The 26363-nt window shown below is 73.2% G+C and carries 13 protein-coding genes; 8 read left to right on the forward strand and 5 right to left on the reverse strand.

From position 1 onward, the window contains the following. Positions 1-149: 149 nt before the first annotated feature. Positions 150-1196, reverse strand: coding sequence for an NAD(P)/FAD-dependent oxidoreductase (locus tag Q7A36_RS06775; protein ID WP_305102907.1), 1047 nt, complete (start codon positions 1194-1196; stop codon positions 150-152). Between the two features lie 86 nt (positions 1197-1282). On the opposite strand from Q7A36_RS06775, the gene tsaE reads away from it, so the two are divergent. Continuing rightward, positions 1283-1753 carry a tRNA (adenosine(37)-N6)-threonylcarbamoyltransferase complex ATPase subunit type 1 TsaE gene (gene tsaE / locus Q7A36_RS06780; protein WP_305102908.1) on the forward strand — a complete coding sequence of 157 codons (471 nt, stop codon included), beginning with the start codon at positions 1283-1285 and terminating at the stop codon, positions 1751-1753. A 145-nt stretch (positions 1754-1898) separates the two neighbouring features. Here the strand turns inward: tsaE and Q7A36_RS06785 are convergent, their stop codons facing one another. Continuing rightward, positions 1899-4055 (reverse strand): methyl-accepting chemotaxis protein, encoded by a 2157-nt coding sequence (locus Q7A36_RS06785; protein ID WP_305102909.1) that lies wholly within the window; start codon positions 4053-4055, stop codon positions 1899-1901. 171 nt (positions 4056-4226) lie between these two features. Between Q7A36_RS06785 and Q7A36_RS06790 the strand changes: the two genes are divergently transcribed. The 6 genes from Q7A36_RS06790 (at position 4227) to Q7A36_RS06815 (ending at position 14555) form a co-directional block, all read left to right on the forward strand. Then, a complete protein-coding gene (locus Q7A36_RS06790; RefSeq protein ID WP_305102910.1) occupies positions 4227-5204 on the forward strand; it encodes an aminoglycoside phosphotransferase family protein in 978 nt (325 codons plus the stop codon). A gap of 85 nt (positions 5205-5289) precedes the next feature. Next, positions 5290-6018 carry a nucleotidyltransferase family protein gene (locus Q7A36_RS06795; RefSeq protein ID WP_305102911.1) on the forward strand — a complete coding sequence of 243 codons (729 nt, stop codon included), beginning with the start codon at positions 5290-5292 and terminating at the stop codon, positions 6016-6018. A 78-nt stretch (positions 6019-6096) separates the two neighbouring features. Further along, positions 6097-9186, forward strand: coding sequence for a double-strand break repair protein AddB (gene addB, locus Q7A36_RS06800; RefSeq protein WP_305102912.1), 3090 nt, complete (start codon positions 6097-6099; stop codon positions 9184-9186). A gap of 82 nt (positions 9187-9268) precedes the next feature. Next, the gene (addA, locus tag Q7A36_RS06805) at positions 9269-12844 is read left to right on the forward strand and encodes a double-strand break repair helicase AddA (protein WP_305102913.1); all 3576 of its coding nucleotides are present in this window, start codon (positions 9269-9271) and stop codon (positions 12842-12844) included. Between the two features lie 191 nt (positions 12845-13035). Continuing rightward, positions 13036-13365 (forward strand): thioredoxin TrxA, encoded by a 330-nt coding sequence (trxA, locus tag Q7A36_RS06810; RefSeq protein WP_305102914.1) that lies wholly within the window; start codon positions 13036-13038, stop codon positions 13363-13365. Between the two features lie 92 nt (positions 13366-13457). Continuing rightward, on the forward strand, positions 13458-14555 hold the full coding sequence (locus tag Q7A36_RS06815) for a PQQ-dependent sugar dehydrogenase (protein WP_305102915.1): 1098 nt from the start codon (positions 13458-13460) through the stop codon (positions 14553-14555). 3 nt (positions 14556-14558) lie between these two features. Here the strand turns inward: Q7A36_RS06815 and Q7A36_RS06820 are convergent, their stop codons facing one another. Next, positions 14559-17705: a calcium-binding protein gene (locus Q7A36_RS06820; RefSeq protein ID WP_305102916.1), complete on the reverse strand. Its 3147-nt coding sequence runs from the start codon at positions 17703-17705 to the stop codon at positions 14559-14561. A 143-nt stretch (positions 17706-17848) separates the two neighbouring features. On the opposite strand from Q7A36_RS06820, the gene Q7A36_RS06825 reads away from it, so the two are divergent. Beyond that, a complete protein-coding gene (locus Q7A36_RS06825; protein WP_305102917.1) occupies positions 17849-18808 on the forward strand; it encodes a TIGR03557 family F420-dependent LLM class oxidoreductase in 960 nt (319 codons plus the stop codon). 15 nt (positions 18809-18823) lie between these two features. Here Q7A36_RS06825 and Q7A36_RS06830 read toward each other — a convergent pair whose 3' ends face one another. Beyond that, positions 18824-22600, reverse strand: coding sequence for an FG-GAP-like repeat-containing protein (locus Q7A36_RS06830; protein ID WP_305102918.1), 3777 nt, complete (start codon positions 22598-22600; stop codon positions 18824-18826). A 117-nt stretch (positions 22601-22717) separates the two neighbouring features. Beyond that, the gene (locus Q7A36_RS06835) at positions 22718-26287 is read right to left on the reverse strand and encodes an FG-GAP-like repeat-containing protein (protein WP_305102919.1); all 3570 of its coding nucleotides are present in this window, start codon (positions 26285-26287) and stop codon (positions 22718-22720) included. Between the last annotated feature and the right edge of the window lie 76 nt (positions 26288-26363).

A 26363-nucleotide genomic window follows, 5' to 3' on the forward strand; every position in this document is an offset into this window, starting at 1 on the left:
GCGGCCGCATCCTGCGACGTCTCGGGATGGTTGTGGTCCGGCGCTGTGCCTCAACCGCCCACCCAGGGCAGCCGGCGCAGGCCGGAGGGAGCCGCGACCCCGCCCTGCCCTGCCTCGCCGACCTCGGGACAGGGCGCGCCCCGGGCCGCTCAGCCCGCCGGCACGCCCTTGCTGGTGCTGTACTCGAAATGCAGCGCCTCCCCCGGGAAGACCCGGGGGTGGATGGCATGCGCGGCCATCGCCGCCTCGGAGAAGCCCTGCAGGATGAGCTTCAGCTTGCCCGGATAGGTCGCGATGTCGCCGATGGCATGGACGCCGGGCAGGTTGGTTTCGCAGGTCGCCGGGTTGACCGCGACATGGCTGCGCTCCAGCCCCAGCCCCCAGTCGGCGATGGGGCCGAGTTCCATGGACAGGCCGTAGAAGGGCAGCAGGTGGTCTGCCGGGACGCTCCTGGTCTCACCCTTCATGGTCGAGAGCACGACGCCCGTCAGGCGCGAGCCGTCTCCCTCCAGCCCGTGCAACTGGTAGGGGATGGCCATCTCCACCTCGCCGCGCGCCGCCGCCTGGTCGAGCCGCGCCGCGCTCTCGGGCGCCGCGCGGAATTTCGGCCGGCGATGCACCACGGTGACCTTCGCCGCCACCTCCTTGAGGCTCAGCGCCCAGTCCACCGCGCTGTCGCCGCCGCCGGCGATGACCACGCGCGCCCCGCGGAAATCCTCCCGCCGCGCCACCAGGTAGCGCACGGCGCCCGAGGCCTCGTAGCCCGCAAGGCCCTCGAGCGGCGGGCGGTTCGGGCCGAAGGCGCCGGCGCCGGCGGCCAGGATCACCGCCTTGGCGCGGATATGGTCGCCGGCGCTGGTGGCGATCTCCCATTCGCCGTCCAGTTCCCGCAGCCGCTCGACGCGCCGGCCGAGCAGGTAGAGCGGCGTGAAGGGCGCCGCCTGCGCCTCCAGCCTCTCGATCAGCGCCGCACCCTCGATCTGCGGGTGCGCGGGGATGTCGAAGATCGGCTTCTCCGGATAGAGCGCGCTGCACTGCCCGCCGATGGCGTCCAGCGCGTCCACCACCACGCAGCGCATGCGCAGCATGCCGCATTCGAAGACGGCGAAGAGCCCGACGGGCCCCGCGCCGATCACCGCCACATCCGTCTCGACGCTCACGCCCGAGGCGCGCATGCCGCTCACTCCCGCCGTCATCGGCGCCTTCCCCGCAGACGCCGCGCGTCCTACAGGAGAAGCGCGCGGCGACCAAGCCCGCAGCCCCCTGCCGGTCCGGGACAGCGATGGACAGCCCGATCACCGTGACGCTGCCCGACCTGGAGGCGACCGGGCGCCTCGCCGCCCGCATCGCGCCGCTGCTGCGGCCCGGGGATGCCGTGCTGCTGGAGGGCCCGCTGGGGGCGGGCAAAAGCGCTTTCGCCCGCGCCCTGCTGCGGGCGCTCGCCGGCGACCCGGCGCTGGAGGTCCCCTCCCCCAGCTTCACCCTGGTGCAGAGCTACGACCTCCCGGGCGGGTGGGAAGCGCATCATTTCGACCTCTACCGGCTGGAGGGGCCGGGCGACCTGACGGAGCTGGGCTGGGAGGAGGCGCGGCGCGGCCTGGTGCTGGTGGAATGGCCGGAGCGGCTGGGCACCGAGCGGCCGGGCGGCGCGCTGCTGGTGCGCATGGCCTATGGCGCCGGGGAGGAGGAGCGCGTCGCGACCCTGTCCGGGTGGGAGGGGCGGCCGGGGCCGGGCATCGGACCCTCGGCCTGAGCGCCGCGCCCCGGGAAGGGCCGACCGCCGGCGCGATGCGTCGGGCGGACCGGCGTAGGCCGCCGCCCGGGCCCCAGCGCATCCGCTGGCCGGACCGGCACCGCCGCCCGACAGTCGCAGGGCGACGGCGCCGCGGCGCCCGGCCTCAGGCCGCGCGCCCGCCCTCGCCGCGCAGCCGCGCGACCAGCCCGGACAGCTCGCCGCGCAGGGCCTCGCCCTGCCGCGCCACGGCCTCGGCACCGCTGCGGAACTCCCGCAGCGCCGCCGTCGTCCCGTCGACGCTCGCGGTCACCCGGCCGACGCCCGCCGAGACCTCGTCGGTGCGCCGCGCCGCCTCGGTCACGTTGCGCGCGATCTCCCGCGTCGCCGCCCCCTGCTCCTCCACCGCCGCGGCGATGGTGGTGGCGATCTCGCTCGATCGGGCGACGGTGCCGCCGATGCTGCGGATCGCCTCGACCGCCTGGCCCGTCGCGGCCTGCATGTCGGTGATCTGCCGGCCGATCTCCTCGGTCGCCCTGGCGGTCTGGGCGGCCAGGGTCTTGACCTCGCTCGCCACCACCGCAAAGCCCTTGCCGGCCTCGCCGGCGCGCGCCGCCTCGATCGTCGCATTGAGCGCCAGCAGGTTGGTCTGGCCGGCGATGTCGCCGATCAGCCGCACCACGTCGCCGATCCGGCCCGCCCCCTCGGCGAGGGCGCGCACGGTGCCGTCGGTCGCCTCGGCCTCCGCCGCCGCCCGCCTGGCCACCTCCGCCGCCTCGGCCACCTGCCGGGTGATCTCGCCGATGCTGGCCGCCATCTCCTCGGCCGCCGCCGCCACGGTCTGCACGTTGCCGCTGGCCTGGGCGGCACCGGCCGCCGCCTGGGCCGCCTCCGTCGCCGTCGCGCCCGCCCCCCGGGCCAGGTCCTCCACCGTCCCGTCCAGCCGCGACGCCGCGGTGACGAGCGTGCCGGCGATGCCGCCGAGCGCCCGCTCAACGTCCTCCGCCAGGGCAAGCTGCGCCGAGCGGCGCTCGCCCTCGGCCCGGGCGCGCATCGCCTCTGCCTCGGCCTCCAGGGCACGGGCGCGGCGGGCGCCGTCGCGGAGCGTGATCAACGCCGCCGCCAGCGCGCCGATCTCGTCGCCGCGGCCGGCCGCGGAGACCTCCGTGTCCAGGTCGCCTGCCGCCATCCGCGCCGTCTCCGCGCCAAGGTTGGCGAGCGGCCGGAGGACGCGCCGCGCCACCACCCAGGCCGCCGCCCCGGCGGCCGCCAGCCCGATGAGCAGCAGGCCCGCCGCCGTCGCCAGGTCGGTGCGCGCGCCGTCCACGATCTCCCCGGCACGCGCCTCGCTCGCCCGCCCCGCGGCGTGCATCACCTCGAGCAGCGTGCCGAGCTGCGGCGTGGTCGTGGCGACGTAGCGGGTGCTGTCCATCGGGTAGCGCCCGCCCGGCGCCTCCGCGCCCTTCTGCACCATCTCGTCAGCGAGGCGGCGGAAGGCCTCGAAATACTCGCCCCGCGCCGCGCGGACCGCCGCGCGCAGCGCCGGATGCGTCGCCGGATCGGCCTCCGGCGCCAGGACGCCGATCTGCTGCCAGATCAGGTCGACGCGGGAGCGGATGGCGGCATTCGCCGCCACCCGGTCGGCCGCGACGGGCTGGCCGGCGGCGATCGCCGAGGCGATGTTGGAACGCTCGAACCCGGCCGTGTCGCGGGCGCGCCAGCCGAGCTCCTTCACCACGGCGAGCCGGGCGAGCACCGGATCGGCCGCAGCGACGGCGTGCGAGGCGGCGAACCAGAGGTTCAGCGCCGCATTGACCGAGGCCGTGATGGTCGGGATGAAGTCGCGCCGCAGCGCCTCGTCGCGCTGCTCGCGCGGCAGGCGGATCGCCTCGTCCGCCCGGCGGCGGAAGCCATCCGCCCGCTCCAGCGCGCTCCGCAGCTCGGCCAGCAGGGTCTCGCGGCCGTAGAATTCCTCGATCGAGAGCACCGCCAGCCCGGGTGCGAAATTCGCCGCCACCGCGGCGCGCCGGCGGGCGATCTCCGCCAGGTCCTCCGACGTCGCCGGGCCCGGCGCCTGCAGCGCGTTGTTGGTGGCGAGGCGCTCCATCAGCACCTCGAACAGGCCGGCGGCGAAGCGGTTGGCGGCCTCGTCCGCCTGCCGCGCCGCCTGCGCCGCCGCGAGCGCCTGCCAGCCGTTCCGCACCTGCCAGCCGAGCCCGCAGGCGATCACCACCGTCAGCGCGAGGATGGCGCCGAGCAGCGCGTGGCGGATCGTGAGCCCGGCACGTGACGTCCGGGTCGCGGCAGACGGATCAGGCGGCATGGCTTGGAGGATTCCTTCGGCGGGTATCGTCGTCGGGGTCGTCCTGTAGATCAGGATCCGTTACGATCCACCAAACTCCGGTGCCTCAACTGCCGCAGGCCGATGGGGGCGTCGCGCGACGCGTGCTTTCCGGCTGACATCCCCGTCCCGTCGGTCCATGACGGGCGCCGCATGCGATACCCCGACCCCTTCCTGGCCGCCCATGGCTTCGGCGCCGCCGAGCGCCACCCGCTCCCCGCCGATGCCAGCTTCCGCCGCTATGTCCGCCTCGTCGGCGGTCCGCGCCCGGCCCTGCTGATGGACGCGCCGCCGCCCGAGGACGTCCGCCCCTTCGCGGCGCTGGCCCGCCACCTGCTGGCCGCCGGCCTCTCGGTGCCCGAGATCCTGGCCGAGGATGCCGGGGCGGGCTTCCTGCTGATCGAGGATTTCGGCGAGGCGACGCATGCCGGGCTGCTCGATGCCGGCGCCGATCCGGTGCCGCTCTATACCGAGGCCGCGGAGGCGCTCGCCGCCCTGCACGCCGCCGCGCCGCCGCCCGGCCTGCCGGCCTGGGACGCCGCGGCGATGTCCCGCGCGACGGCGGCCACCTTCCTCGACTGGTGGTGGCCGGCCGCCTTCGGCCGCGACCCGGCCGAGTCGGTCCGGCAGGACCTGGACGCGGCGATCCACGCCATGCTCGCGCCCTTCTCGGAGGCGCGCGGCTTCGTCCACCGCGACTATTTCCCGGCCAACCTCATGCGGCTCGAGTCGCGGGAGGGCGCGCGCCGCACCGGCATCCTCGACTTCCAGGACGCCGCCCTGGGCCATCCCGCCTATGACGTGATCTCCCTGGTCGAGGATGCGCGGCGGGACGTGGCGCCGGCCACCCGCCGGGCGGCGCTCGCCGCCTATCTCGCCGCCCGCCCCGGACTCGACCGCGGCGCCTTCCTCGGCGCCATGGCGGCCTGCGGGGCGCAGCGTCACCTGCGCGTCGCCGCGCTCTGGGTGCGGCTGGAGCGGCGGGACGGCAAGCCGCAATACCTCCGGCACGGCCCGCGCTGCTGGGCGCTGCTGGCACGGTCCCTGTCACAGCCGGCCTGCGCGCCGCTGCACGACTTCCTCGACCGCCACGTGCCGGAGGAGATGCGGCGCAACCCGGCGCCGGGCTGACGGCGGTGGGGGGTGTTCCCACCCGGGCCGCTCACGGGTTAGGAGATTGCCTGTCCCCCGCCACCAGCCGCCGGAGTGCCGCCGCGTGATCACGCTCACCCATGGCATGGTCCTCGCCGCCGGCCTCGGCCTGCGCATGCGCCCGCTGACCGAGACCACCGCCAAGCCGCTGCTCCGGCTGCATGGCCGCAGCCTGCTCGACCATGCGCTGGACCGGCTGGAGGCGGCGGGCGTCGAGAAGGCGGTGGTGAACGCCCACTGGCATGCCGACCAGGTGGCGGATGCGGTCGCCGGCCGCGCCGCGCCGCGGGTCACGCTGCAACGCGAACAGGTGCTGCTGGAAACCGGCGGTGGCGTGGCGAAGGCCCTGCCGCTGCTGGGCGAGGGTCCCTTCGCGGTGGTGAACGGCGACAGCATGTGGCTGGACGGGCCGCGCCAGGCCCTGCTGCGCATGGCCGCGGTCTTCGATCCGGAGGCGATGGACGCGCTGCTGCTGGTGGTCCGCGGCGCGCAGGTGGAGGGCGATATCGGCCGGGGCGACTTCCTGCTCGACCCCTATGGCCGCGTGCGCCGGCCGCGGGAGCGCGAGCTGGCCCCCTATGTCTACGCCGGCGTGCAGATCCTGGCGCCGCACCTGGTGCGGGACGTGCCGGAGGGGCCTTTCAGCCTCAACATCCTCTATGATCGCGCCATCGACTCGGGGCGGCTCTACGCGCTGGTGCATGACGGGGTCTGGTTCCATCTCTCGACGCCGCCCGACCTGGACCGCGCCGAGGCCGCGATGCAGGCGGGGCTGGTCCGCGCGCCGTTCTGAGCGCGTGACCCCTTTGCTGAGAGGCATGCCCGGCCTGCACCCGCCGCAGGCGGCCGGGAGCCTGGGCGCACCGCTGCAATGAACCTCTTCGACATCCCGGCGCACCTGCCCTTCCTCGATTGCCTCGCCGCCGGCGTGCTGCGCGCCGTGCCGGGCGAGGCGCCGGAGCGGCTCTCCCGCGTCACCATTCTGCTGCCGACCCGCCGCTCCGCCCGCGCGCTGCGCGTCGCCTTCCTCCGTGCTGCGGAAGGCCGGGCGCTGCTGCTGCCGCGCATGCGGGCGCTGGCCGGCCTCTCGACCGAGGATGCCGACGAACTGGCGCTGCCCGCGCTGCTCGACCTGCCGCCCGCCGTCGATCCGCTGCGGCGCCAGGCGGTGCTGGCCGGCTTCATCGCCCGCCTGCCGAAGGAGCGCGGCGGGCCCGCGACGCCGGAGCAGGCCTGGTCGCTCGCCGGCGCGCTGGCGACGCTGCTGGATGAGATCGCGCTCGAGGAGAAGGACCTCGACCTGCTGGCCGAGAGCCCGCCGGAGCGGCTGAACGACCACTGGCTCGAGCGGCTCGAGACGCTGGTGCCGGAGACGCATGCGGCGCACTGGCAGATCACCCTCGCCTTCCTGCGCGGCGTGCTCGCGGCCTGGCAGGACTGGCTGGCGCGGGAGGGGCTGCTCGATATCGGCATGCGCCGCGCCCAGGCGCTCCGGGCGCAGACCCGTGCCTGGCAGGCCGACCCGCCGCAGGACCCGGTGGTCGCCGCCGGCATCGGCGTCGGCGGCACCATCCCGGCGGCCGAGGAGCTGCTGCGCGTCATCGCCAACGACCTGCCGCGCGGCTGCGTGGTGCTGCACGGGCTGGATGCCGGCAGCACGGAGCCGCGGGTCTGGGAGGCGATCCGCGAGGCGCCGACGCATCCCTTCTGCGGCCAGCAGCGCCTGCTGCACCGCCTCGGCGCGACGAAGGAGGACGTGAAGCCCTGGCCCGGCTGCCTGCCGGCCGAGTCGGTGCCGCTCGCCGTCGCGGAGGGCCGCCCGGCGCTGTTCGGAATGGCGCTGCGCCCGGCCGAGGGCCTGCCCGCCTGGCAGTCCCGCCGCCCTTCCGAGTGGCGACCGGCGCTGGAAGGCCTGACCCAGCTCACCGCGCCCGACGCCCAGGCCGAGGCCGTGGCGATCGCGCTCACCCTGCGCGAGGCGCTGGAGGACCCGAAGGCGCGCGTCGCGCTCGTGACCCCCGACCGCGACTTGGCGCGCCGCGTCTCGGCCGAGCTCGCGCGGCATGGCGTGACGGCGGATGATTCGGCCGGCGAGCCGCTGGGCGAGACGCCGGCCGGCGCCTTCCTGCGGCTGCTCGCCCGCATGGCGGCGGCCGAGCTGGCGCCGGTGCCGCTGCTCGCCGCGCTCAAGCATCCACTCTGCGCCGGGGGGTGGGAGCGGCCGCGCTGGCTTTCCGCCGTCCGCAAGCTGGAGAAGGCGGCGCTGCGCGGGGCGCGGCCGGCGCCGGGGCTGGCGGGCCTGCGCGCCGCGGCGCGGGCCGGCCTCCGGGGCGAGCGCGAGGCGGAGATCCTCGCCGAGGTCATGGCGCTGCTCGATGCGGTCGAGGCGGCGCTGGGCGACTTCGCCTCCCTGCCCGATGGCATCGCGCGCCCACCCGCCGACCTGCTGGCCTCGCATCTCGCGGCGGCCGAGGCGCTGGCCGCGACCGACCTGATGCCGGGCGGCCTCCGCCTCTATGCCGGGGAGGAGGGCGACGCGCTGGCCGCGCATCTCGCCTCCCTGGAGCCCGCCATGGCGGCGATGCCGCCGGTCGCGGCCGCCGCCTGGCCGGCGCTGTTCGATGCGGCGATGGACGGGGCCTCGGCGCCCAGCCTGCGCGCAACCCGGGGGCGCGACAGCGGAGCGCACCCCCGCGTCGAGATCCTCGGCCTGCTGGAAGCCCGGCTGCTGACCTTCGACCGCGTCGTGCTCGGCGCGCTGGACGAGACGGTCTGGCCGCTGGCGACCGACCCGGGCCCCTGGATGAGCCGGCCGATGCGGCGCGACTTCGGCCTGCCGGAGCCCGAGGCGCGCATCGGTCGCGTCTGCGCGGACTTCATGCTGGCCGCCTGCAGCGCGCCGGTCGCCGTCCTCTCGCGCGCGGCGCGGCGCGGCGGCGCCCCGACCGTCCCGGCGCGCTGGCTGACACGCATGGAAACCTTCCTGCAGGGCCAGGACGGCCTCGCCCTGCCGCAGAGCCCGGCGATCGCCTGGGCCGGGCTGCTCGACCGGCCGGAGCGCGTGGAGCCCTGCGCCCGCCCGGCACCGCGGCCGGCGCGGGAGCAGCGGCCGGGCCGCATCAGCGTGACGCAGGTCGAGACGCTGATCGCCGACCCCTATGCCTTCTACGCCCGCAACGTGCTGCGGCTCTATCCGCTCGACCCGCTCGATGCCGATGCCGGCGTGCTCGACTACGGCAACCTGGTGCATGCCGCGATGGCCGGCTTCGTGCGGCGCCTCTCCGGCCAGCCCTGGCCGGGCGAGGATGCGGCGCGGACGATCTGGGCGGAGGCGGCGCGTGCCGCGCTCGCCGAGGCCGCGCCGCGCCCCGGCCTCGCCGCCTTCTGGGCGCCGCGGCTGGAGCGCATCGGCGGCTTCGCCGTCGGGCAGGAGGCCGCGCTGCGGCGCGACGAAGGCCCGATCCGCAGCGTGGTCGAGGTGAAGGGCGAGCTGCCGTTGCGCCTCGACGGGCGCGAGGTGCTGCTCACCGCCTATGCCGACCGCATCGACATCCTGCCGGCGGGCATGCGCATCCTCGACTACAAGACCGGCGAGCCACCGAGCCGGGAGGCGGTGCAGGATGGCCGCAAGCCGCAGCTCACGCTGGAAGCGGCGATCGCCGCGGCCGGCGGCTTCGAGGGCGTGGCGGCGGGCGATGCCGCGGCACTGCTCTACTGGAAGCTGTCCGGCGGGCCGAAGCCGGGCGAGGAGCGGCCGATGGTGACCGAGGGCTGGCTGGCGAAGCAGCTTGCCGACCAGGCGGTGGGCGAGTTGGTAGGGCTGGTCGGCGGCTTCCTGCTGGGCAACCGCGCCTTCGTCGCGCGGCCGCACCCGAAGCGCGCGCCGGCCGGCAGCGACTACGACCACCTCTCGCGCCTCGCCGAATGGGCGGGCGCGGAGGACGCAAGGGGCGGCGCATGATGGCGGCCTGGCCGACCTTCCCCCTGTTCCGCCGGGGCGGGAATGCTCGCGCCGGGCGGCCGGCCATGGTAGGGCCGCGCCGATGAGCGGCTCCCTCATCGCCCGCCAGCGCGCCGAGCAGCAGCAGCGCGCGGCCTCCGACCCGCTGGTCTCCGCCTGGGTCGGCGCCTCGGCCGGCTCCGGCAAGACCAAGGTGCTGATCGACCGCGTGCTGCGGCTGCTGCTCGACCCCGACCAGGTGCCGGGGCGCATCCTCTGCCTCACCTTCACCCGCGCCGCGGCGGCCGAGATGCAGTCGCGGCTGCGACGGCGCCTGGGTGAATGGACGGTGTGGGAGGAAGCGCGGCTGGCCCGCGAGATCGCCCGGCTGACCGGCGCGGAGCCCGATGCGCGGCGGATCGGCCGCGCCCGCCGCCTGCTGGTCGAGGTGCTGGAGATGCCTGGCGGCATGCGCATCTCCACCATCCATGCCTTCTGCCAGTCGCTGCTGCGCAGCTTCCCGCTGGAAGCGGATCTCCCGCCGCAATTCGCCGTCCTTGAGGAGCAGGACAGCAACGCCATGCTGGCCGAGGCGCGGGAGGCGGTCCTCGCCCAGGCCGAGGCCATGGCGCGCGAACTGGCGCTGCTCGCCGGCATCGCCTCCGCCGACACCTTCGCCGAGGTAACGCGCGCGCTGCTGGCCGACACGGCACGCGAGAAGCTCACGCGCTGCCTCGATGGCTGCAACGGCATCGCGGGGCTGCGCCTGCGCCTCGCCGCCGCGCTCGGCGCGCCGGACAGCCTGGACGAGGCCGAGGTGATCACCGAGGCCTGCGCGGTGGAGGAGGGGCCGCTGCGCATGGCGGCGAGCCTGCTGGGCGCAAGCAAGAACGAGAACGACCGCAAGCGCGCCGAGCGGCTGATCGCCTGGATCGAGGCGGACGGGCCGACGCGCGCCGGGCAATTCGCGGACTGGTGCGCCTTCTTCCACACCAAGGAGGGCACGGTGCGCGCGGCGACCGGCCTCGCCACGAAGAGCGTCGGCACGCGGCATGCCGAGGTGGTGGCGGCGCTGGTCGCCGAAGGCGAGCGGCTGCTGCGGATCGAGCAGCAGCGCGCAGCCTGTCGCCTCGCCGCCGCGACCGGGGCGCTGCTGGCGCTCGCCGCGCCGGTGCTCGACCGCTACCGCGCGCGCCAGCGCAGCGCGGGCATGCTCGGCTATGGCGACCTGATCGACCATGTCCGCCGGATCCTGGAGGACCCGGGCAGCGCCTGGGTGCTCTACAAGCTCGATGGCGGCCTGGATCACGTCCTGCTGGACGAGGCGCAGGACAGCAATCCCGCGCAATGGGGCATCGCCGCGGCGCTGACCAACGAGTTCTTCTCGGGCGAGGGCGCCGAGCGCGGGCGGCTCCGCTCCCTCTCCGCCGCGGCGGTGGAGACGCCGGCGCCGCGCCGCACGGTCTTCGCCGTCGGCGACATCAAGCAGGCGATCTACGGCTTCCAGGGCGCGGACAGCGCCGGCTTCTCGACATGGCAGGGGCATTACAGCCGGCATGTCGCGGCCGGCGGCGGCGAGTTCCGCGAGGTGCAGCTCGACGTCTCCTTCCGCTCCACCGCGCCGGTCCTCGCCCTGGTGGACGCAGTCTTCGCGGAAGGCGCGGCGCGCGACGGCGTGGTGGCCGAGGGACAGGTGCTGCGCCACCTGCCCGACCGAATCGGCCATGCCGGCCGTGTCGAGCTCTGGCCCCTGCTGCGCCCGGCCGAGACGCCGACGCCCATGCCCTGGGAGGTGCCGGAGGAGCCGCAGCGCGTCGCCAGCGCCGAGGCGCTGATGGCGGAAGCCCTCGCCGCCCGCATCGACCACATGATCCGCACCGAGCGGCTGGAGGCGCGCGGCCGGAGCGTGCGCGCCGGCGACGTGCTGGTGCTGCTGCGCAAGCAGGCCAATGTCGCACTCGTCCCGCTGCTGGTGCGGGCGCTGAAGGCGCGGCAGGTGCCGGTCGCGGGCGTCACGCGCGTGAAGCTGGTCGAGCACATCGCGGTCATGGACCTGCTCGCCCTCTGCGACGTGCTGCTGCTGCCGGAGGACGACCTGCAGCTCGCGGCGCTGCTGAAGAGCCCGCTGATTGGCCTCTCCGAGGAGGCGCTGCTCGCCCTCGCCCATGGCCGCAAGGGCAGCCTCTGGGGCGCGCTGATGGCGCGGCGCGACGAGGCGGCCGGTGGCACGGAGGCACGCGCCGCGGCCTGGCTGGCGCGGCTCTCGGCCCGCGCCGACCTCGTCTCGCCGCATGCGCTGCTGGCGGAGGTGCTGGGCGAGTCCTCCATGGATGGCCGCACCGGCCGGGCGCGGCTGCTGGCGCGGCTGGGCCACGAGGCCGCCGACGTGCTGGACGAGTTGCTGAACGCCGCCCTGACCTATGAGCGCAAGCACCCGCCCAGCCTGCAGGGCTTCCTGCACTGGCTGCGCCAGGGCGGCGCCGAGGTGAAGCGGGAGGCCGAGGCGGCCGGCGATGCCGTCCGCATCATGACCGTGCACAACGCCAAGGGATTGCAGGCGCCCATCGTCATCCTGCCCGATGTCGGCAGCGGCACGGGCAACGAGGCGATCCGCTGGCTGGCCTGCGATCGTCCCGAGGCGTCAGCCTCGGGGCGTGAATCGCCGGCCCAATCAAGGGAAGGCGACGGGATGCACCTGCCGCTCTGGGCGCCGAACAAGAGCTTCCACGCCCAGGCCTTCCTCGAGGCCAAGGCGCGCGACGATGCCAGGCGGCAGCAGGAGGAGAACCGGCTGCTCTATGTGGCGCTGACCCGCGCCGAGGACCGGCTGCTGGTCTGCGGCTGGGGCAAGGAGCCCGGCGAGTGGTACCTGCATGTCGCCGCCGGCTTCCGCCGCATGGAGGGCGCGGCCGAGGCGCCCTTCGAGCATGCCCGCTTCGGCGCCCCCGCCGCCTGCGACTTCGGCGACTGCGTGCTGTGGCAGGCGGCATGCGATCAGACCGTCGATCCCGTCCCGGAGGCGGTCGCCGCGGCGCATGACGAGGCCGGCCCGCTGCCGGACTGGGCGACCCGCCCGGCGCCGCCCGAGGCCGCCGAACTCGCCCTCAGTCCCTCCGCCCTGCCGGGCGAGACGGAGACGCCCGCCGCCGCCCCGCATGGCGAGCGCGACCCGACCGGCCGCCGCTTCCGCCGCGGCCGGGTCATCCACGCCCTGCTGCAGCACCTGCCGGAGCGGCCGGAGGCGGAGCGGGAGGAGGCCGCGCGGCGCTTCCTCGCCCGACCCGGCCATGGCCTGAGCGCGGAGGAGCAGGCGGAGACGGCCGAGGAGGTGCTCGCCCTGCTCGCGGCGCCCGAGGCGGCGGCGGCCTTCGCGCCGGGCAGCCTGGCCGAGGCGCCGATTGCCGGGCGGGTGAACGGCAAGCTGGTCGCCGGCCAGGTGGACCGGCTGGTGGTGGAGCCGCACCGGGTGCTGGTGCTGGACTACAAGACCAACCGCCCGCCGCCCGCGGCGCCGGAGCAGGTCGCGCCCCTCTATCTCCGGCAGATGGCGGCCTATCGCGCGGTGCTGCGCCAGGCCTTCCCCGGCCGCGCCGTGGACTGCGCCCTGGTCTGGACCTATGGCGCGCGCCTCATGCTCCTGCCGGGGGATCTCCTGGACGAGCACGCGCCGGACGCATGACGGCCGCGCGGCAGGGCATGGCTGCCGCGCCCAAGTCATTGTCCCGCCAGGGTCCCGGGATCGGCACCCCGCCCCGACCACGCCGATCCTGCGGCGCCCCGCAGCAGCCCATCCTTGACCGGCGACCCGCGCCACCCGACCTTGTGGCGACAATGGGGCGGCCCCGCCCCGCCGAGCGAGGCAAGGATCCGATGAGCGAACTCACCAAGGCCGTCACCGACGACAGCTTCAAGCAGGACGTGCTCGAGGCCGAGGGCGCCGTGCTGGTCGATTTCTGGGCGGAGTGGTGCGGCCCCTGCCGCATGGTCGCCCCGATCCTCGACGACCTCGCCAAGGAGTACGAGGGCAAGCTCACCATCGCCAAGGTGAACATCGACGAGAACCCGATGACGCCGAACGAGTATTCGGTGCGCGGCATCCCAACCATGCTGCTCTTCAAGGACGGCAAGCTGCTGGACACCAAGGTCGGCGCCTCGCCGAAGGGGCAGATGAAGGACTGGATCGCCGGGCATATCGGCTGACCGGGACTGACGTCCTGCCCGGGGCGGCCCGGGCAGGAACTTTCCAGGCGCGGCCCCGTGGCATGGCCGGCGGCGCGCCCCATCTGGCCGGCATGGCCCGACTGCTTCTCCTCGCCCTGCTGCTGCTCGCCGGCGCCGCCCGGGCGCAGCCCCTGCCCTTCCGGGTCGCCGACTTCGCCACCGGCCTCGACCACCCCTGGGGCGCCGCCTTCCTGCCGGATGGCCGCCTGCTGGTGACCGAGCGCCCTGGCCGGCTGCGGCTGGTCGGCAAGGACGGGCAGGTCTCCCCGCCGCTCGCCGGCGTGCCGGAGGTCGAGGCGCGCGGCCAGGGCGGGCTGCTGGACGTCGCCCTCGCGCCCGATTTCGCCACGACGCGGGAGGTCTATCTCTGCCAGTCGGCGCTGGTGCAGGGCGGTGCCCTGACCCGGCTGGTGCGCGCCCGGCTCGCCCCGGATGCGACGGCGCTGGAGGGGGCGACGCCCATCCTCGACGCGACGCCGCCGCAGGAGAGCGGCCGCAACCACTTCGGCTGCCGCATCGTCTTCGGGCGGGACGGCGCGCTCTTCCTCTCCACCGGCGACCGCTTCGTGACCAAGATGCGTGCCCAGGGCCTGGACGACCTGGCCGGGAAGGTGCTGCGCCTCGGCCGCGACGGCGCGGCGCTGCCGGACAACCCCTTCGTCGGCAGGCCGGGCGTGCGGCCCGAGATCTTCACCCTCGGCCACCGGCACCCGCAGGGCCTCGCCTTCAATCCCTGGACCGGCAGCCTCTGGGAGGCCGAGTTCGGCGCCCGCGGCGGCGACGAGATCAACGTGCTGAAGCCCGGCCGGAACCATGGCTGGCCGATCGTCACCAAGGGCGTGGACTATGACGGCAGCAGGATCGGAGAGGGCACGTCGCGCCCTGACCTGGAGGAGCCGGTCCACTGGTGGGTGCCCTCCGTCAGCCCCTCCGGCATAGCCTTCTATACCGGCAGCGCCCTCCCGGCCTGGCGCGGCAGCCTCTTCGTCGCGGCGCTGAACCCGCCCGGCCTGGTGCGGCTCTCGACCGAGGGCGACCGGGTGACGGGTGAGGAAAGGCTGCTCTGGAACCGGACCCGGCTGCGGCAGGTGGTGCAGGGGCCGGACGGGCTGCTTTACCTGCTGACGGACGAGACCCGCGGGCGGATCCTGCGGCTCGAGCCGGGGTGAACCCTACCAGAGCACCACGTCGCCATCGGTGAAGCGGACCCGCTCGATGCCGATGAGCGTGTCCGTGCCCTCCGGCCCCACCGCGATCCAGGACCCGTCGGCCTGCCGGGTCAGGGTGGTGCGGGCCCTGGCATAGGGAATGACCGCGATATCGGTCCCCGGCCCCCCATCCAGCAGGTCGTTGCCCGCATTGCCGATCAAGGTGTCGTTGCCCGCATCGCCCAGCAGCGTGTCCCGCCCGGCGCCGCCCTGCAGGTTATTGCCGCCGGCATTCCCGACGAGGCGGTCGTCGAAGGGCGTGCCGCGGGCATGATCGATCCAGACCAGCCGGTCCGTCCCGCCCCAGCCATCCCGCGCCGTGCCGGCGGCGAGATCGACCGAGACGCCGGCCGGGTCGCCGGAATAGTCCGCCATCACCATGGTGCCCGGCGCCGGCCCGCGCAGCGTGTCGTCGCCGGCGAGGCCGCGGAGGAAGGTATTGGTCCCGGCGACGGCCCGGCCGGTCAGGTCGTCGCCGAGGCGGGAGCCCCAGGCATTCTCGACATTGCGGAGGACGTCCTGCCCGCCCCAGGGATCGGTCGCCACCCCGGCCGTCAGGTCCACCACCGCCCCATGCAGCGGCAGGTCGCTGCCGGGGGCGATGACGTCGTAGGCGACGGTGTCCAGCCCGGCCGCGCCGTCGAGCGTGTCGTTGCCCGCGGCGCCGGCCAGGCGGTCATTGCCCGGGGAGCCGTAGATGTTGTCGTTCCCGGCCCCGCCCGCGACGGCCTGGATATTCGCCAGCACGTCCATGTGCCGATAGCCATCGGTACCCGCCGCCTTGTAGGCGGCACCCACGGTGAGGTTGATGACCACATCGCCGGTGCCGGCATAGCGCCATTCATTGGTGCCGCCACGGCCATCGACCGTATGCCAGCCCCAGGCGCCGGAGATGATGACGTCGTCCCCGGCCGAGCCGAGCACCGTGTCGTTCCAGCCGGAGGTGATGGCGACCCGGCGGATGTTCACGAGGCGGTCGGTGCCGCCCCAGCCGTCCTGCGTCGTCCCGGCCGCGAGATCGACCAGCACCGAGCCTGGGCTCGCGGCATAGCTCGCCTGGACGGCGGCGGTGCCGTTGCCGATGAGCGTGTCGTTGCCTTCCCGCCCCTCCAGGCTGGTGACGAAGAGGCCGCTGCCGGCGGCCGCAGCATCCAGTCGGTCGGCGCCCGCCGTCCCGGTGAAGGACTGGACGCCGGAGAGCGTATCGGCGCCGCCGGCCGATTTGCTGACGCTTCCCGTGCCATAGGCCGAGAGGGTGAGGGAGACGCTGCCCGTCAGACCGGCATAGCTCAGTGCGTTGGGCGCGCCCGCGCCGCCCGCGATGCGGTCGCTGCCGGCGCTGCCCTGGAAGCTCTCGGCCAGGCTGCCGCCCGCGAGCGTGTCGTTGCCCGCCGTCCCTGTCCGCTGCACCCCAGGACGGAGGAGGGAGAGGAAGGTGCCGGCGACGAAATCCTCCGGCCCAATCGAGACGGGCTCCGCCGTCGAGCCGATCCGGACCACGAGATCGGCCGCGCCGACTTTACCGTCCCGGTCGAGGTCGAGGACCAGCCAGCCGCCGGCCGGGGTGGTGCCGCCGGCCATCGCCGGTGCCCAGAAGACCTGGTAAGCACCCGTCGCGCCGGTCGGCTGCGCCGGCAGCGCGGTGCCGGCGGGCAGCGCCGCCAGCGGCCGGGTGACCCCGCCCCAGAGCAGGGCGCGCGCGACGCCGTCCTGACCGGCATAGGTCCCGAGATCGGCGCCGCTGCCATCCGCGGATCCGGCCCAGGCATCGCTGACCCGGAGGCGGTCGCCCTCCGCCGCGATGAAGCCCATCACCTGGTCCATGGCCGCGAGGGTGGACCAGGCGGCCTCCCCCATCGCCTGCAGCAGCAGGGTATCGGCCCCGGTGCCGCCCTGCAGGGTATCGGCGCCCGGCCCGCCCTCCAGGCTGTCATTGCCGTCGCCGCCCAGCAGGGCATCGTTCCCGGTGCCGCCCTGCAGCAGGTCGTCGCCCGTGCCGCCATCCAGCCGGTCATTGCCCGTGCCGCCGACCAGCGCATCCGGCCCGGCGCCGCCGGCCAGGGTGTCGTCGCCCTCCCCGCCCGTGAGGCTGTCGAAGCCGTTGCCGCCGCCGAGATTGTCGTTGCCCGCGCCGCCCTCCAGCGTGTCGTTGCCGTCCTGGCCGGCCAGGGTGTCGTTGCCCGCGAGGCCGAAGATGCGGTCCGCCCCGGCCGTGCCGCTGCGGGCATCGGCGCCGGTGGTGCCGACGACGGAGAAACTGCCGGCGAGGAAATCCGCCGCGGTGATTGCCGTGCCGCGCGGCACCCCGATCCGCACCACCAGGTCCGCGGCGCCGAGGCTGCCGTCGCGGTCGGCATCCAGCACCAGCCAGCCGCCCTGCCCGGCGGCATCGGGCAGCCAGCGCATCAGGAAGGCGGCGCCGCCGGTCGGGTCCGGCAGCGCCATGCCGAGGCTTGGCGCCGCCACGGCGGGCAGGCTGCCGCCCCAGCCGATGGGCAGCGGCGCCTGGCCGGGCAGGCCCCAGACGCCGTTCGCCAGCAGCATCAGCCCGGACCCGACGGGCTGGCCGCGCAGCACCAGGCGGTCGCCCTCCGCCGCCTTGAAGTCCGGCAGGCGGTCCATGGCCGAGAGGGTGGATTCGACGCCGGCCACGCCCTGCAGCACGAAGCGGTCCGCGCCCGTGCCGCCGATGAGCGAATCCGCGCCGGCGCCGCCGAGCAGCGTATCCGCCCCTTCCCCGCCCGCGAGCGTGTCGTTCCCCGCGCCGCCCTGCAGCAGGTCCGCGCCCGCGCCGCCGGCGAAGGAATCCGCGCCGCCGAGTCCGGTGAGGCTATCGTTGCCGCTGCCGGCGGTGAGCCAGAGCGCCTCCACCCCCGTCAGCCGCGCGCCGCCGACCCGGGTGGTGAAGGCCGGGTCGAGCATCACGACATCGAGCGATGCCGTCTCCGCGCCAAGGTCGAGGATGGCCCGGTCGCGGCCGGCGCCGCCATCGAGCGTATCGGCGCCGGTGCCGCCGGAGAGCGTGTCGCTCCCGGCGAGGCCCGCCAGGGAATCCGCGCCGGCGGTGCCTGTCAGCAGGTCGTCGCCGCTGGTGCCGTTCCGGGTTGCCATCGCCCTCCGCCCGCGGCCACCGGGGCCGGCCGCGCCCCAGGGTTAGGCGAGGCGGGTTTGCGGAAGGGTGAAGCCGGGTGGGCGCCCACGAACATTCGCGGGCGCGCCGCGTTGGGCCGGCACCCCCCGACGGAGCGTCCCGCATGATCAAGCTCGGCTACAAGCTGATGTCCGAGGAGCACGGCCCGCAGGACCTGGTCCGCAACCTGGTCCGGGCAGAGCAGGCCGGCTTCGACCTCGCCGCCATCTCCGACCACTTCTCCCCCTGGGTGGAGGAGCAGGGCCATGCGCCCTTCGCCTGGTCGGTGCTCGGCGCCTGCGCCCAGGCGACCTCGCGCATTGGGCTGATGACGGCCGTGACCTGCCCGATCATGCGCTACCACCCGGCGATCATCGCCCAGGCCGCGGCGACCATCGCCCTGCTGAGCGGGGACCGCTTCGTCCTCGGCCTCGGCGCCGGGGAGCGGCTGAACGAGCATGTGGTGGGCGAGGGCTGGCCGGGCCTCGGCGAGCGGCACGAGCGGTTCTCGGAGGCGCTCGACATCATCCAGGGGCTGCTCGAGGGCGAGCTGACCAATTACCGCGGCGCCTATTTCACCCTGGACCAGGCGCGGCTCTACGACCGGCCGGCGAAGAAGCCGTTGGTGGCCGTCGCCGCCGGCGGGCCGGAGGCGGCGCGGCTGGCCGGCCGCAAGGGCGACGCGCTGGTGGCGACGGAGCCGAAGCCGGAGCTGGTCGAGGCCTTCCGCTCAGTCGGCGGCGAGGGCCCGCGCTTCGCCGAGGTCTCGATGTGCTGGGCGCCGACGGAGGATGAGGCGCGACAGACCGCGCACCGCCTGTTCCGCTGGTCCGTCACCGGCTGGGCGGTGCAGGCGGAACTGCCGAATACCCGCGGCTTCGAAGCGGCGACGAAGCACGTGACGCCGGAGGTGGTGGCGCAGCAGGTGACCTGCGGCCCCTCGGCGGAGGTGCACCTGCAATCCATCACGAAGTTCATCGAGGCCGGCTACGACCACATCATCCTGACCCAGGTCGGGCCGCAGCAGGCCGGCTTCATCGAGTTCTTCGAGCGCGAGCTGGCGCCGGCGCTGCGCCGACGCTGAGGCTGCTGCGGCGGGTCAGACCACCGTCCAGCTCGTGCCCGGGTTGTAGAGATCGCCCGTTGCGACGGCGTGCAGCCCGTCCATCTCCCAGATGGCCAGGCGGCCGTCGTCGTTGCGCCACAGGATATCGGCGCGGCCATCGCCGTTGAAGTCGCTGATATTGGCGACCTTCCAGTCCGCCGAGACCGTGGCGAAGCCGCCGCCGCCGAGATAGGCGGCGCCGTCCATCCACCACTGCACCAGTTCCCCGGCCGGGCCGCGCCAGAGGATGTCGGCCTTGCCATCGCCGTTGAAGTCGCCCGCCCCGGCGATGCTCCAGTCGAGGCCGGGCTGCCAGATGTCGGCCGCCGTGCCGGAGAGGCCGTCCATCTGCCACAGCGACAGGCTGCCGTCGGTCGCGTTGCGCCAGAGGATGTCGGCCTTGCCGTCGCCGTTGAAGTCGGCGATCGAGGCCACCTTCCAGGCCAGGTCGACCTGGCCGAAGCCGCCGCCGCCGACGCCCGCGGTGCCGTTCATCCACCACTGCGCCAGCGTGCCGTCCACATACTGCCACAGGATGTCGGCCCTGCCGTCGCCGTTGAAGTCGCCGAGCCCGAGGATGCGCCAGTTGTTGTCCGCCGCGCCGATGCTGCCGCTCGACGCACCGAGACCGTCCATCAGCCAGGCCGCGAGCGTGCCGTCCGCATGGCGCCAGAGGATGTCGGCGCGGCCATCGCCATCGAGGTCGCCGAGGCCGGCGATGGCCCAGGCGGTGCCGGGGTTCCACAGGCTGCCGCCGCCGACATAGGTGAGGCCGTCCATCTGCCACTGCGCCACGCCGCCATCGGTGGCGCGGAACAGGATGTCGCTGGTGCCGGCGCCGGTGAAATCGTGCGGGACGACCAGCGCGCGGTCGCCGTCGCTGAAGCGCGCGACCTCGATGCCGGCGAGCCTGTCGGTGCCGTCGGGGCCCACCGCGGTCCAGGAGCCGTCGGCATTGTGGGTGAGCGTCGTCTGCGACTTCGTGCCGGAGAAGAGCGCGATGTCCCGGCCGCTGCCGCCCGACAGCAGGTCATCGCCGCCGGCCCCCTCGAGCAGGTCGTTGCCGGACGCCCCCGCGATGGTGTCGGCGAAGATGGAGCCGCGGATGGAGCGGATGGCGAAAAGCTGGTCGGTGCCGCCCCAACCATCCTGCACCAGGCCGGCTTCGAGATCGGCCCGGATGCCGATCGGGTCTGTGAGGTAGTCCGCAGTAACCTTGGTCCCCGCAGTCGGCGCCCGCAGCAGGTCGTTGCCCGCCAGGCCACGCAGCATGCTGCGCGTCGCGCCGAGATCGACGCCGGTCATGTCGTCGCCGAGCTGGGTACCGAAGGCAGCCTCGATGTTGCGGAGTATGTCGGTGTTGCCCCAGGGATCAAGGGCCGTGCCGGTGGCGAGGTTCAGCACCACCGGGGCAGGCGGCAGGATCGTCGACGCCGAGGTATCGTATTCGACCGTATCGTAGCCGTCTGCGCCGTCGAGTGTGTCGGCGCCCTCATTGCCAGCGAGGCGGTTGTCCGCGCCGGACCCGAGAATGCTGTCATTGCCACCGCCGCCACGGGCGCGCTCGATCGAGACCAGCGTATCCGTGCCGTCGGACTTGATCGCAACGCCATGCCAGGTGCCGTCGGCGTCCAGCGAGGTGCCGAGCAGGATCGTGACCGCCGTGCTCGCACTGAATCTGTACTGGTCGTCCCCGCCGCGGCCGTCGAACAGCTTGCTGCCATTCTGGGAGGACTGGAAGACGTCGTTCTGGGCCGACCCGCGGACAGTATCGTTGTACGCGCTGGTAGCACTGATCCGATTGATGCCGACCAGCCTGTCAACCGTGCCGAACCCGTCGATTGCGGTGCCCGCAGCAAGGTCGATCACCACTGCGGCCGGGCTGGTGGAGTAGCTCACCTGGACCGCGGTCGTGCCATTTCCCTGGACTGTATCCGAGCCGAAGCCGGGCGTGACGGTTGCTGAGAAGAAGCTCGTGCCCGGCCACGCCCTGGCGTCGAACAGATCAGCCCAGTACGTGCCGACGACGCCGCTGACGTTGCTGAACCGGTCCTGGCTTCCTCCTGGCTTGGTCACCGTCCCTGCTGCATAGCCCGTGAAGATGACGGTGACGGGGCCAGTGATGCTCTGATAATTGAGCGTGTTGGCCGCGCCGGCGTCCCCATCGTAGACATCCGCGCCCGCGCTGGCGAAGAAGGCTTCGCTCAGGCTGCCACCCAGGAGCGTATCGTTGCCGGTGGTCCCGGAAGGCGGGATGGCCGCGCCGGTCGTGACGAAGGTGCCGGTGACGAAATCAGCCGCAGTGATGGTGACGGGGTTCGCAGCGGAGCCCACGCGGAAGACCAGGTCCTGCGCATCAAGCAGGCTGTCGCGGTTCAGGTCCAGCACGACCCAGCCACCGGCGGCACCGCCGGACTCGACAGCCTCCACCCAGAAAACCTGGTAGGCCGCCAGGCCATTCAGCGGCTGCGAAGGCAGCCTGAGGCCAGCAGCAAGGCTTGCCTGCGGCATGTTCGTGCTGCCACTGAAGACCAGGGCAAGCGTTGCCGCGGGATTGTTCCAGGTGGCGCGGAAGATGCCGGCATCGGCCGGGATGGACCAGCCAGGCACGCCCGCCCAAGCATCGCTGATCTGCAGCTTGTCGCCTTCTGCCCGGCTAAAATCGGGAATGGCGTCCATGCTGGTCAGCGTCGACCAGTCGACGATGCCGGAAACATTCAGCGGTTCCATATTGAAGGTGTCAGCGCCCGCCCCGCCGAGGAGCGTATCGGCACCACCATCGCCTTCCAGATAGTCCGCCCCGTTGCCACCCACGAGGCTGTCGGCATCCTCGCTGCCATAGAGGTGGTCACTGTCGTCACCGCCCAGCACGGTGTCGTTGCCTGCGCCGCCATCCAGCATGTCGGCGCCGGCGCCGCCCAGCAGCGAATCGTTGCCGTCGTTGCCGGAGAGCCAGTCGCCGCCGCCATCGCCGGCGAGCGTATCGTCGCCGAAACCGCCGTTCAGGGTATCATTGCCGATGAGCCCCGACAGGTTGTCTGCCCCGGCAGAGCCGGTCCGGTTGATTGGGCCAACCCCGTAGTTGTCAGCGATCAGGGTGCTGGCGGCGACCCCCGCCAACCGGATCAGGGCGACGAAGCCGTCACCGCCGCCATTGCTGTCGAAATCGAAAACCGTGTCGGATCCATCCTGCCGCAACCGCAGAAAGCCGGCAGCACCGAAAGGATCGCCTCCCCGGTAGCCGGTCGCGCGGTAGATCAGGAGATCCCGGAAGTCGAGACGGTCGCCCGCCGCGCCCGCCTGGAAATCGTCGACCAGCAGTGGCGCTCCAGCGACGTTGTCCAGAGAGTAGAAGCCGATCGTGTCCCGCCCCTCGCCGCCGGACACGGTATTGCCCCACTCCCCGGAGATGCTGTCGTTGCCGGCACCGCCATCAATGCTCGATGCGCCAGCCATTGCAGAGAGCGTGTCGTTGCCTTCGCCGCCCTGCAGCATGTCGTTGCCCCAGCCATCGGAAATGACATCGTCCCCAGCCCCACCGTTGAGCAGGTCATTGCCCGCATTACCGTACAGGATGTCCGCATCGTCCCCGCCCAATAGCGTGTCATCGCCAGGGCCACCCACCAAGCTGTCCGCCCCGGCCCCGCCGTCCAGCAGATCAGCGCCGTCCAGCCCGGACAGCGTGTCGTTCCCGCCGAGACCCTGGAGGGTGTCACCCTCGGCACCCCCGACAAGCGTGTCGTCTCCGGCCGTGCCGCCATACAGTGCCATCAGGAGTCACCATCGCAGAATGCAACGGCCATAGATCTGAATCGGCGGCGGCCACATCAGCGGTGCGGCGTGCTCATGACGCGAAGGCTGCGCCGGCGCTGCGGCCGCCGCGGCGGGTCAGACCACGGTCCAGCTCGTGCCCGGGTTGTAGAGATCGCCCGTTGCGACGGCGTGCAGCCCGTCCATCTCCCAGATGGCCAGGCGGCCGTCGTCGTTGCGCCACAGGATATCGGCGCGGCCATCGCCGTTGAAGTCGCTGATATTGGCGACCTTCCAGTCCGCCGAGACCGTGGCGAAGCCGCCGCCGCCGAGATAGGCGGCGCCGTCCATCCACCACTGCACCAGTTCCCCGGCCGGGCCGCGCCAGAGGATGTCGGCCTTGCCATCGCCGTTGAAGTCGCCCGCCCCGGCGATGCTCCAGTCGAGGCCGGGCTGCCAGATGTCGGCCGCCGTGCCGGAGAGGCCGTCCATCTGCCACAGCGACAGGCTGCCGTCGGTCGCGTTGCGCCAGAGGATGTCGGCCTTGCCGTCGCCGTTGAAGTCGGCGATCGAGGCCACCTTCCAGGCCAGGTCGACCTGGCCGAAGCCGCCGCCGCCGACGCCCGCGGTGCCGTTCATCCACCACTGCGCCAGCGTGCCGTCCACATACTGCCACAGGATGTCGGCCCTGCCGTCGCCGTTGAAGTCGCCGAGCCCGAGGATGCGCCAGTTGTTGTCCGCCGCGCCGATGCTGCCGCTCGACGCACCGAGACCGTCCATCAGCCAGGCCGCGAGCGTGCCGTCCGCATGGCGCCAGAGGATGTCGGCGCGGCCATCGCCATCGAGGTCGCCGAGGCCGGCGATGGCCCAGGCGGTGCCGGGGTTCCACAGGCTGCCGCCGCCGACATAGGTGAGGCCGTCCATCTGCCACTGCGCCACGCCGCCATCGGTGGCGCGGAACAGGATGTCGCTGGTGCCGGCGCCGGTGAAATCGTGCGGGACGACCAGCGCGCGGTCGCCGTCGCTGAAGCGCGCGACCTCGATGCCGGCGAGCCTGTCGGTGCCGTCGGGCCCCACCGCGGTCCAGGAGCCGTCGGCATCGTGGGTGAGCGTCGTCTGCGACTTCGTGCCGGAGAAGAGCGCGATGTCCCGGCCGCTGCCGCCCGACAGCAGGTCGCTGCCATTGCCACCCGTCAGCGTGTCATTGCCATCACCGCCGGAAAGCGAGTCGGCGCCGTCCTGGCCCGTCAGACTGTCATTGCCTGCCAGACCGGTCAGCGTGTCGTTGTGCAGGCCGCCGACAAGGCTGTCCGCGCCGGCGGTGCCGCTGAGATCGAGGGAGCCGGGATCGAATCCGAGATTGTCGAGGGTGAGGGCGGACGGCATGACGCCCTTGAGGTGGATCAGGGCCGCGAAGCCATTGCCGCCACCGTCGCTATCGAAATCGATAACCGTGTCGGCGCCGTCCTGGCGCAACCGCAAATAGCCCGCGCTGCCAAACGGGTTGCCGCCGTCGTAGTCGGTCGTCGCATAGGTCAGAAACTGGGTGAAGTCGAGCCGATCACCCCCGAGGCCGGCCTGGAAATCGGTGACCACGAGCGGCGTCGTGGTGGCGCCGGCGGTCAGAGAAACGAAGTACGGCAGGATGAAGGTGTCGTGCCCGGCACCGCCGGTGATGGTCACCGCGCCATAGGTCAGGCTGATGGTGTCGTCGCCATCGCCGCCCAGCACGGTGCCGCTCGGCCCCGCCGCGATGCTGTCGTTGCCGCTGCCGCCATCGATGCTCGCGGCCTCGGTACCGGCCCAGATCGTGTCGTTGCCGTCGCCACCCAGCAGCGTGGTGCTGCCCTGGGTGTCGTAGAGCAAATCATTGCCGGCACCGCCGTTCAGGCTGTCGTTGCCCGCCTCGCCATAGAGGGTATCGGCGTCGTCTCCGCCCAGCAGGGTGTCGTTGCCCAGGCCGCCATAGAGGAGGTCGCTGCCCGCCCCGCCATCCAGGCTGTCTCGGCCGCCCAGGCCCGACAGGATGTCGTTGCCGCCAAGGCCGCTTATCGTATCGGCACCGGAATCTCCGGTCAGGCTATTGGCCTGCGCATCGCCGGTCAGAGTCTTGCCCGGGACCGGCGTGCCGTCCGGACTGAACCCCAGGTTGTCGGCAATGAGGGCGGACGCGGCGACATCCTTGAGGCGGAGCAGGGCGGCGAAGTGGTCGCCGTTGCCGTCGCCGTTGCTGTTGAAATCGATGAAGGTGTCAGCACCGACCTGGCGCAGCCGCAGATAGCCCGGAGCACCGAACGGGTTGTCGCCGGCATAGCCGGAGGTCGCGTAGGTCAGCAACTGGGTGAGGTCGATCCGGTCACCCCCGAGGCCGGCCTGGAGGTCGGTGACCACGAGCGGCGTCGTGCTGTCACCCGCGGTGAGCGAGACGAAGCCAGGCAGGATGAAGGTGTCGCGTCCGGCGCCGCCGGTGATGGTCACCGCGCCATAGGTCAGGCTGATGGTGTCGTTGCCATCGCCGCCCAGCACGGTGCCGTTCGACCCCGCGGCGATGCTGTCATTGCCGCTGCCGCCATCGATGCTCGTGGCCTCGGTACCGGCCCAGATGGTGTCGTTGCCGTCGCCGCCCAGCAGCGTGTTGCTGCCCTGGTAGTCGAATACCCAGTCGTTGCCCGCCCCGCCGTTCAGCAGGTCGTTGCCCGCCTCGCCATACAGGGTGTCGGCATCGTTACCGCCCAGCAGCGTGTCGTTGCCCAGGCCACCATACAGGAGGTCATTGCCTGTGCCGCCATCGAGGCTGTCGTTGCTGCCGAGGCCCGACAGCGTGTCATTGCCGTCAAGGCCGCTGATCGTATCGGCACCGGCATCGCCGGTCAGGCTATTGGCCGCCGCGTTGCCGGTCAGGGCCATGCCATCGACCGTCGCGCCGTTCGGATTGAACCCCAGGTTGTCGGCCGTGAGGGTGGACGCGGTCACGCCCTTGAGGTCGATCAGGGTGGCGAAATGGGCGCTGTTGCCGTCGCCACTGCTGTTGAAATCGATGAAGGTGTCAGCGCCGTCCTGGCGCAGCCGCAGATAGCCCGCGTCACCGAAGGGATTGTTGCCGGTATAGCCGGAGGTCGCGTAGGTCAGAAGCTGGGTGAGGTCGAGCCGGTCACCCCCTGGGCCGGCCTGGAAATCGGTGATTTCCAAGGCGGGCGTGTTGCTGATCGGCGGCGTGAGGGAGACAAAGCTCGGCAGGATGAAGGTGTCGTGCCCGGCACCGCCGGTGATGGTCACCGCGCCATAGGTCAGGCTGATGGTGTCGTCGCCATCGCCGCCCAGCACGGTACCGCTGGCCCCCGCGACGATGCTGTCGTTGCCGCTGCCGCCATCGATGCTCGTGGCCCCGGCGCCGCCCCAGATCGTGTCATTGCCGTCGCCACCCAGCAGCGTGTTGCTGCCCTGGGTGTCGTAGAGCGAATCGTTGCCGGCGCCGCCGCTCAGGCTGTCGTTGCCCGCCTCGCCATAGAGGGTGTCGGCGTCGTCTCCGCCCAGCAGGGTGTCGTTGCCCAGGCCACCATAGAGGAGATCGTTGCCCGCCCCGCCATCCAGGCTGTCGCTGCCGCCCAGGCCCAGCAAAGTGTCCGAACCGGTCAGGCCCTGCAGCGTGTCGTTGTCCGCCCCGCCCGTGACGGAGTCGCTGCCGGTCGTGCCAGTGTACAGGGCCATCGCGGTTCACCAAGGAATGGTGAACCGTGGGTAAAGAGAAACCGGCTGACAGTCAACTTACGGTTAAGGAATTCCT

The organism is Paracraurococcus lichenis (assembly GCF_030657435.1).
GTDB lineage: Bacteria > Pseudomonadota > Alphaproteobacteria > Acetobacterales > Acetobacteraceae > Paracraurococcus > Paracraurococcus lichenis.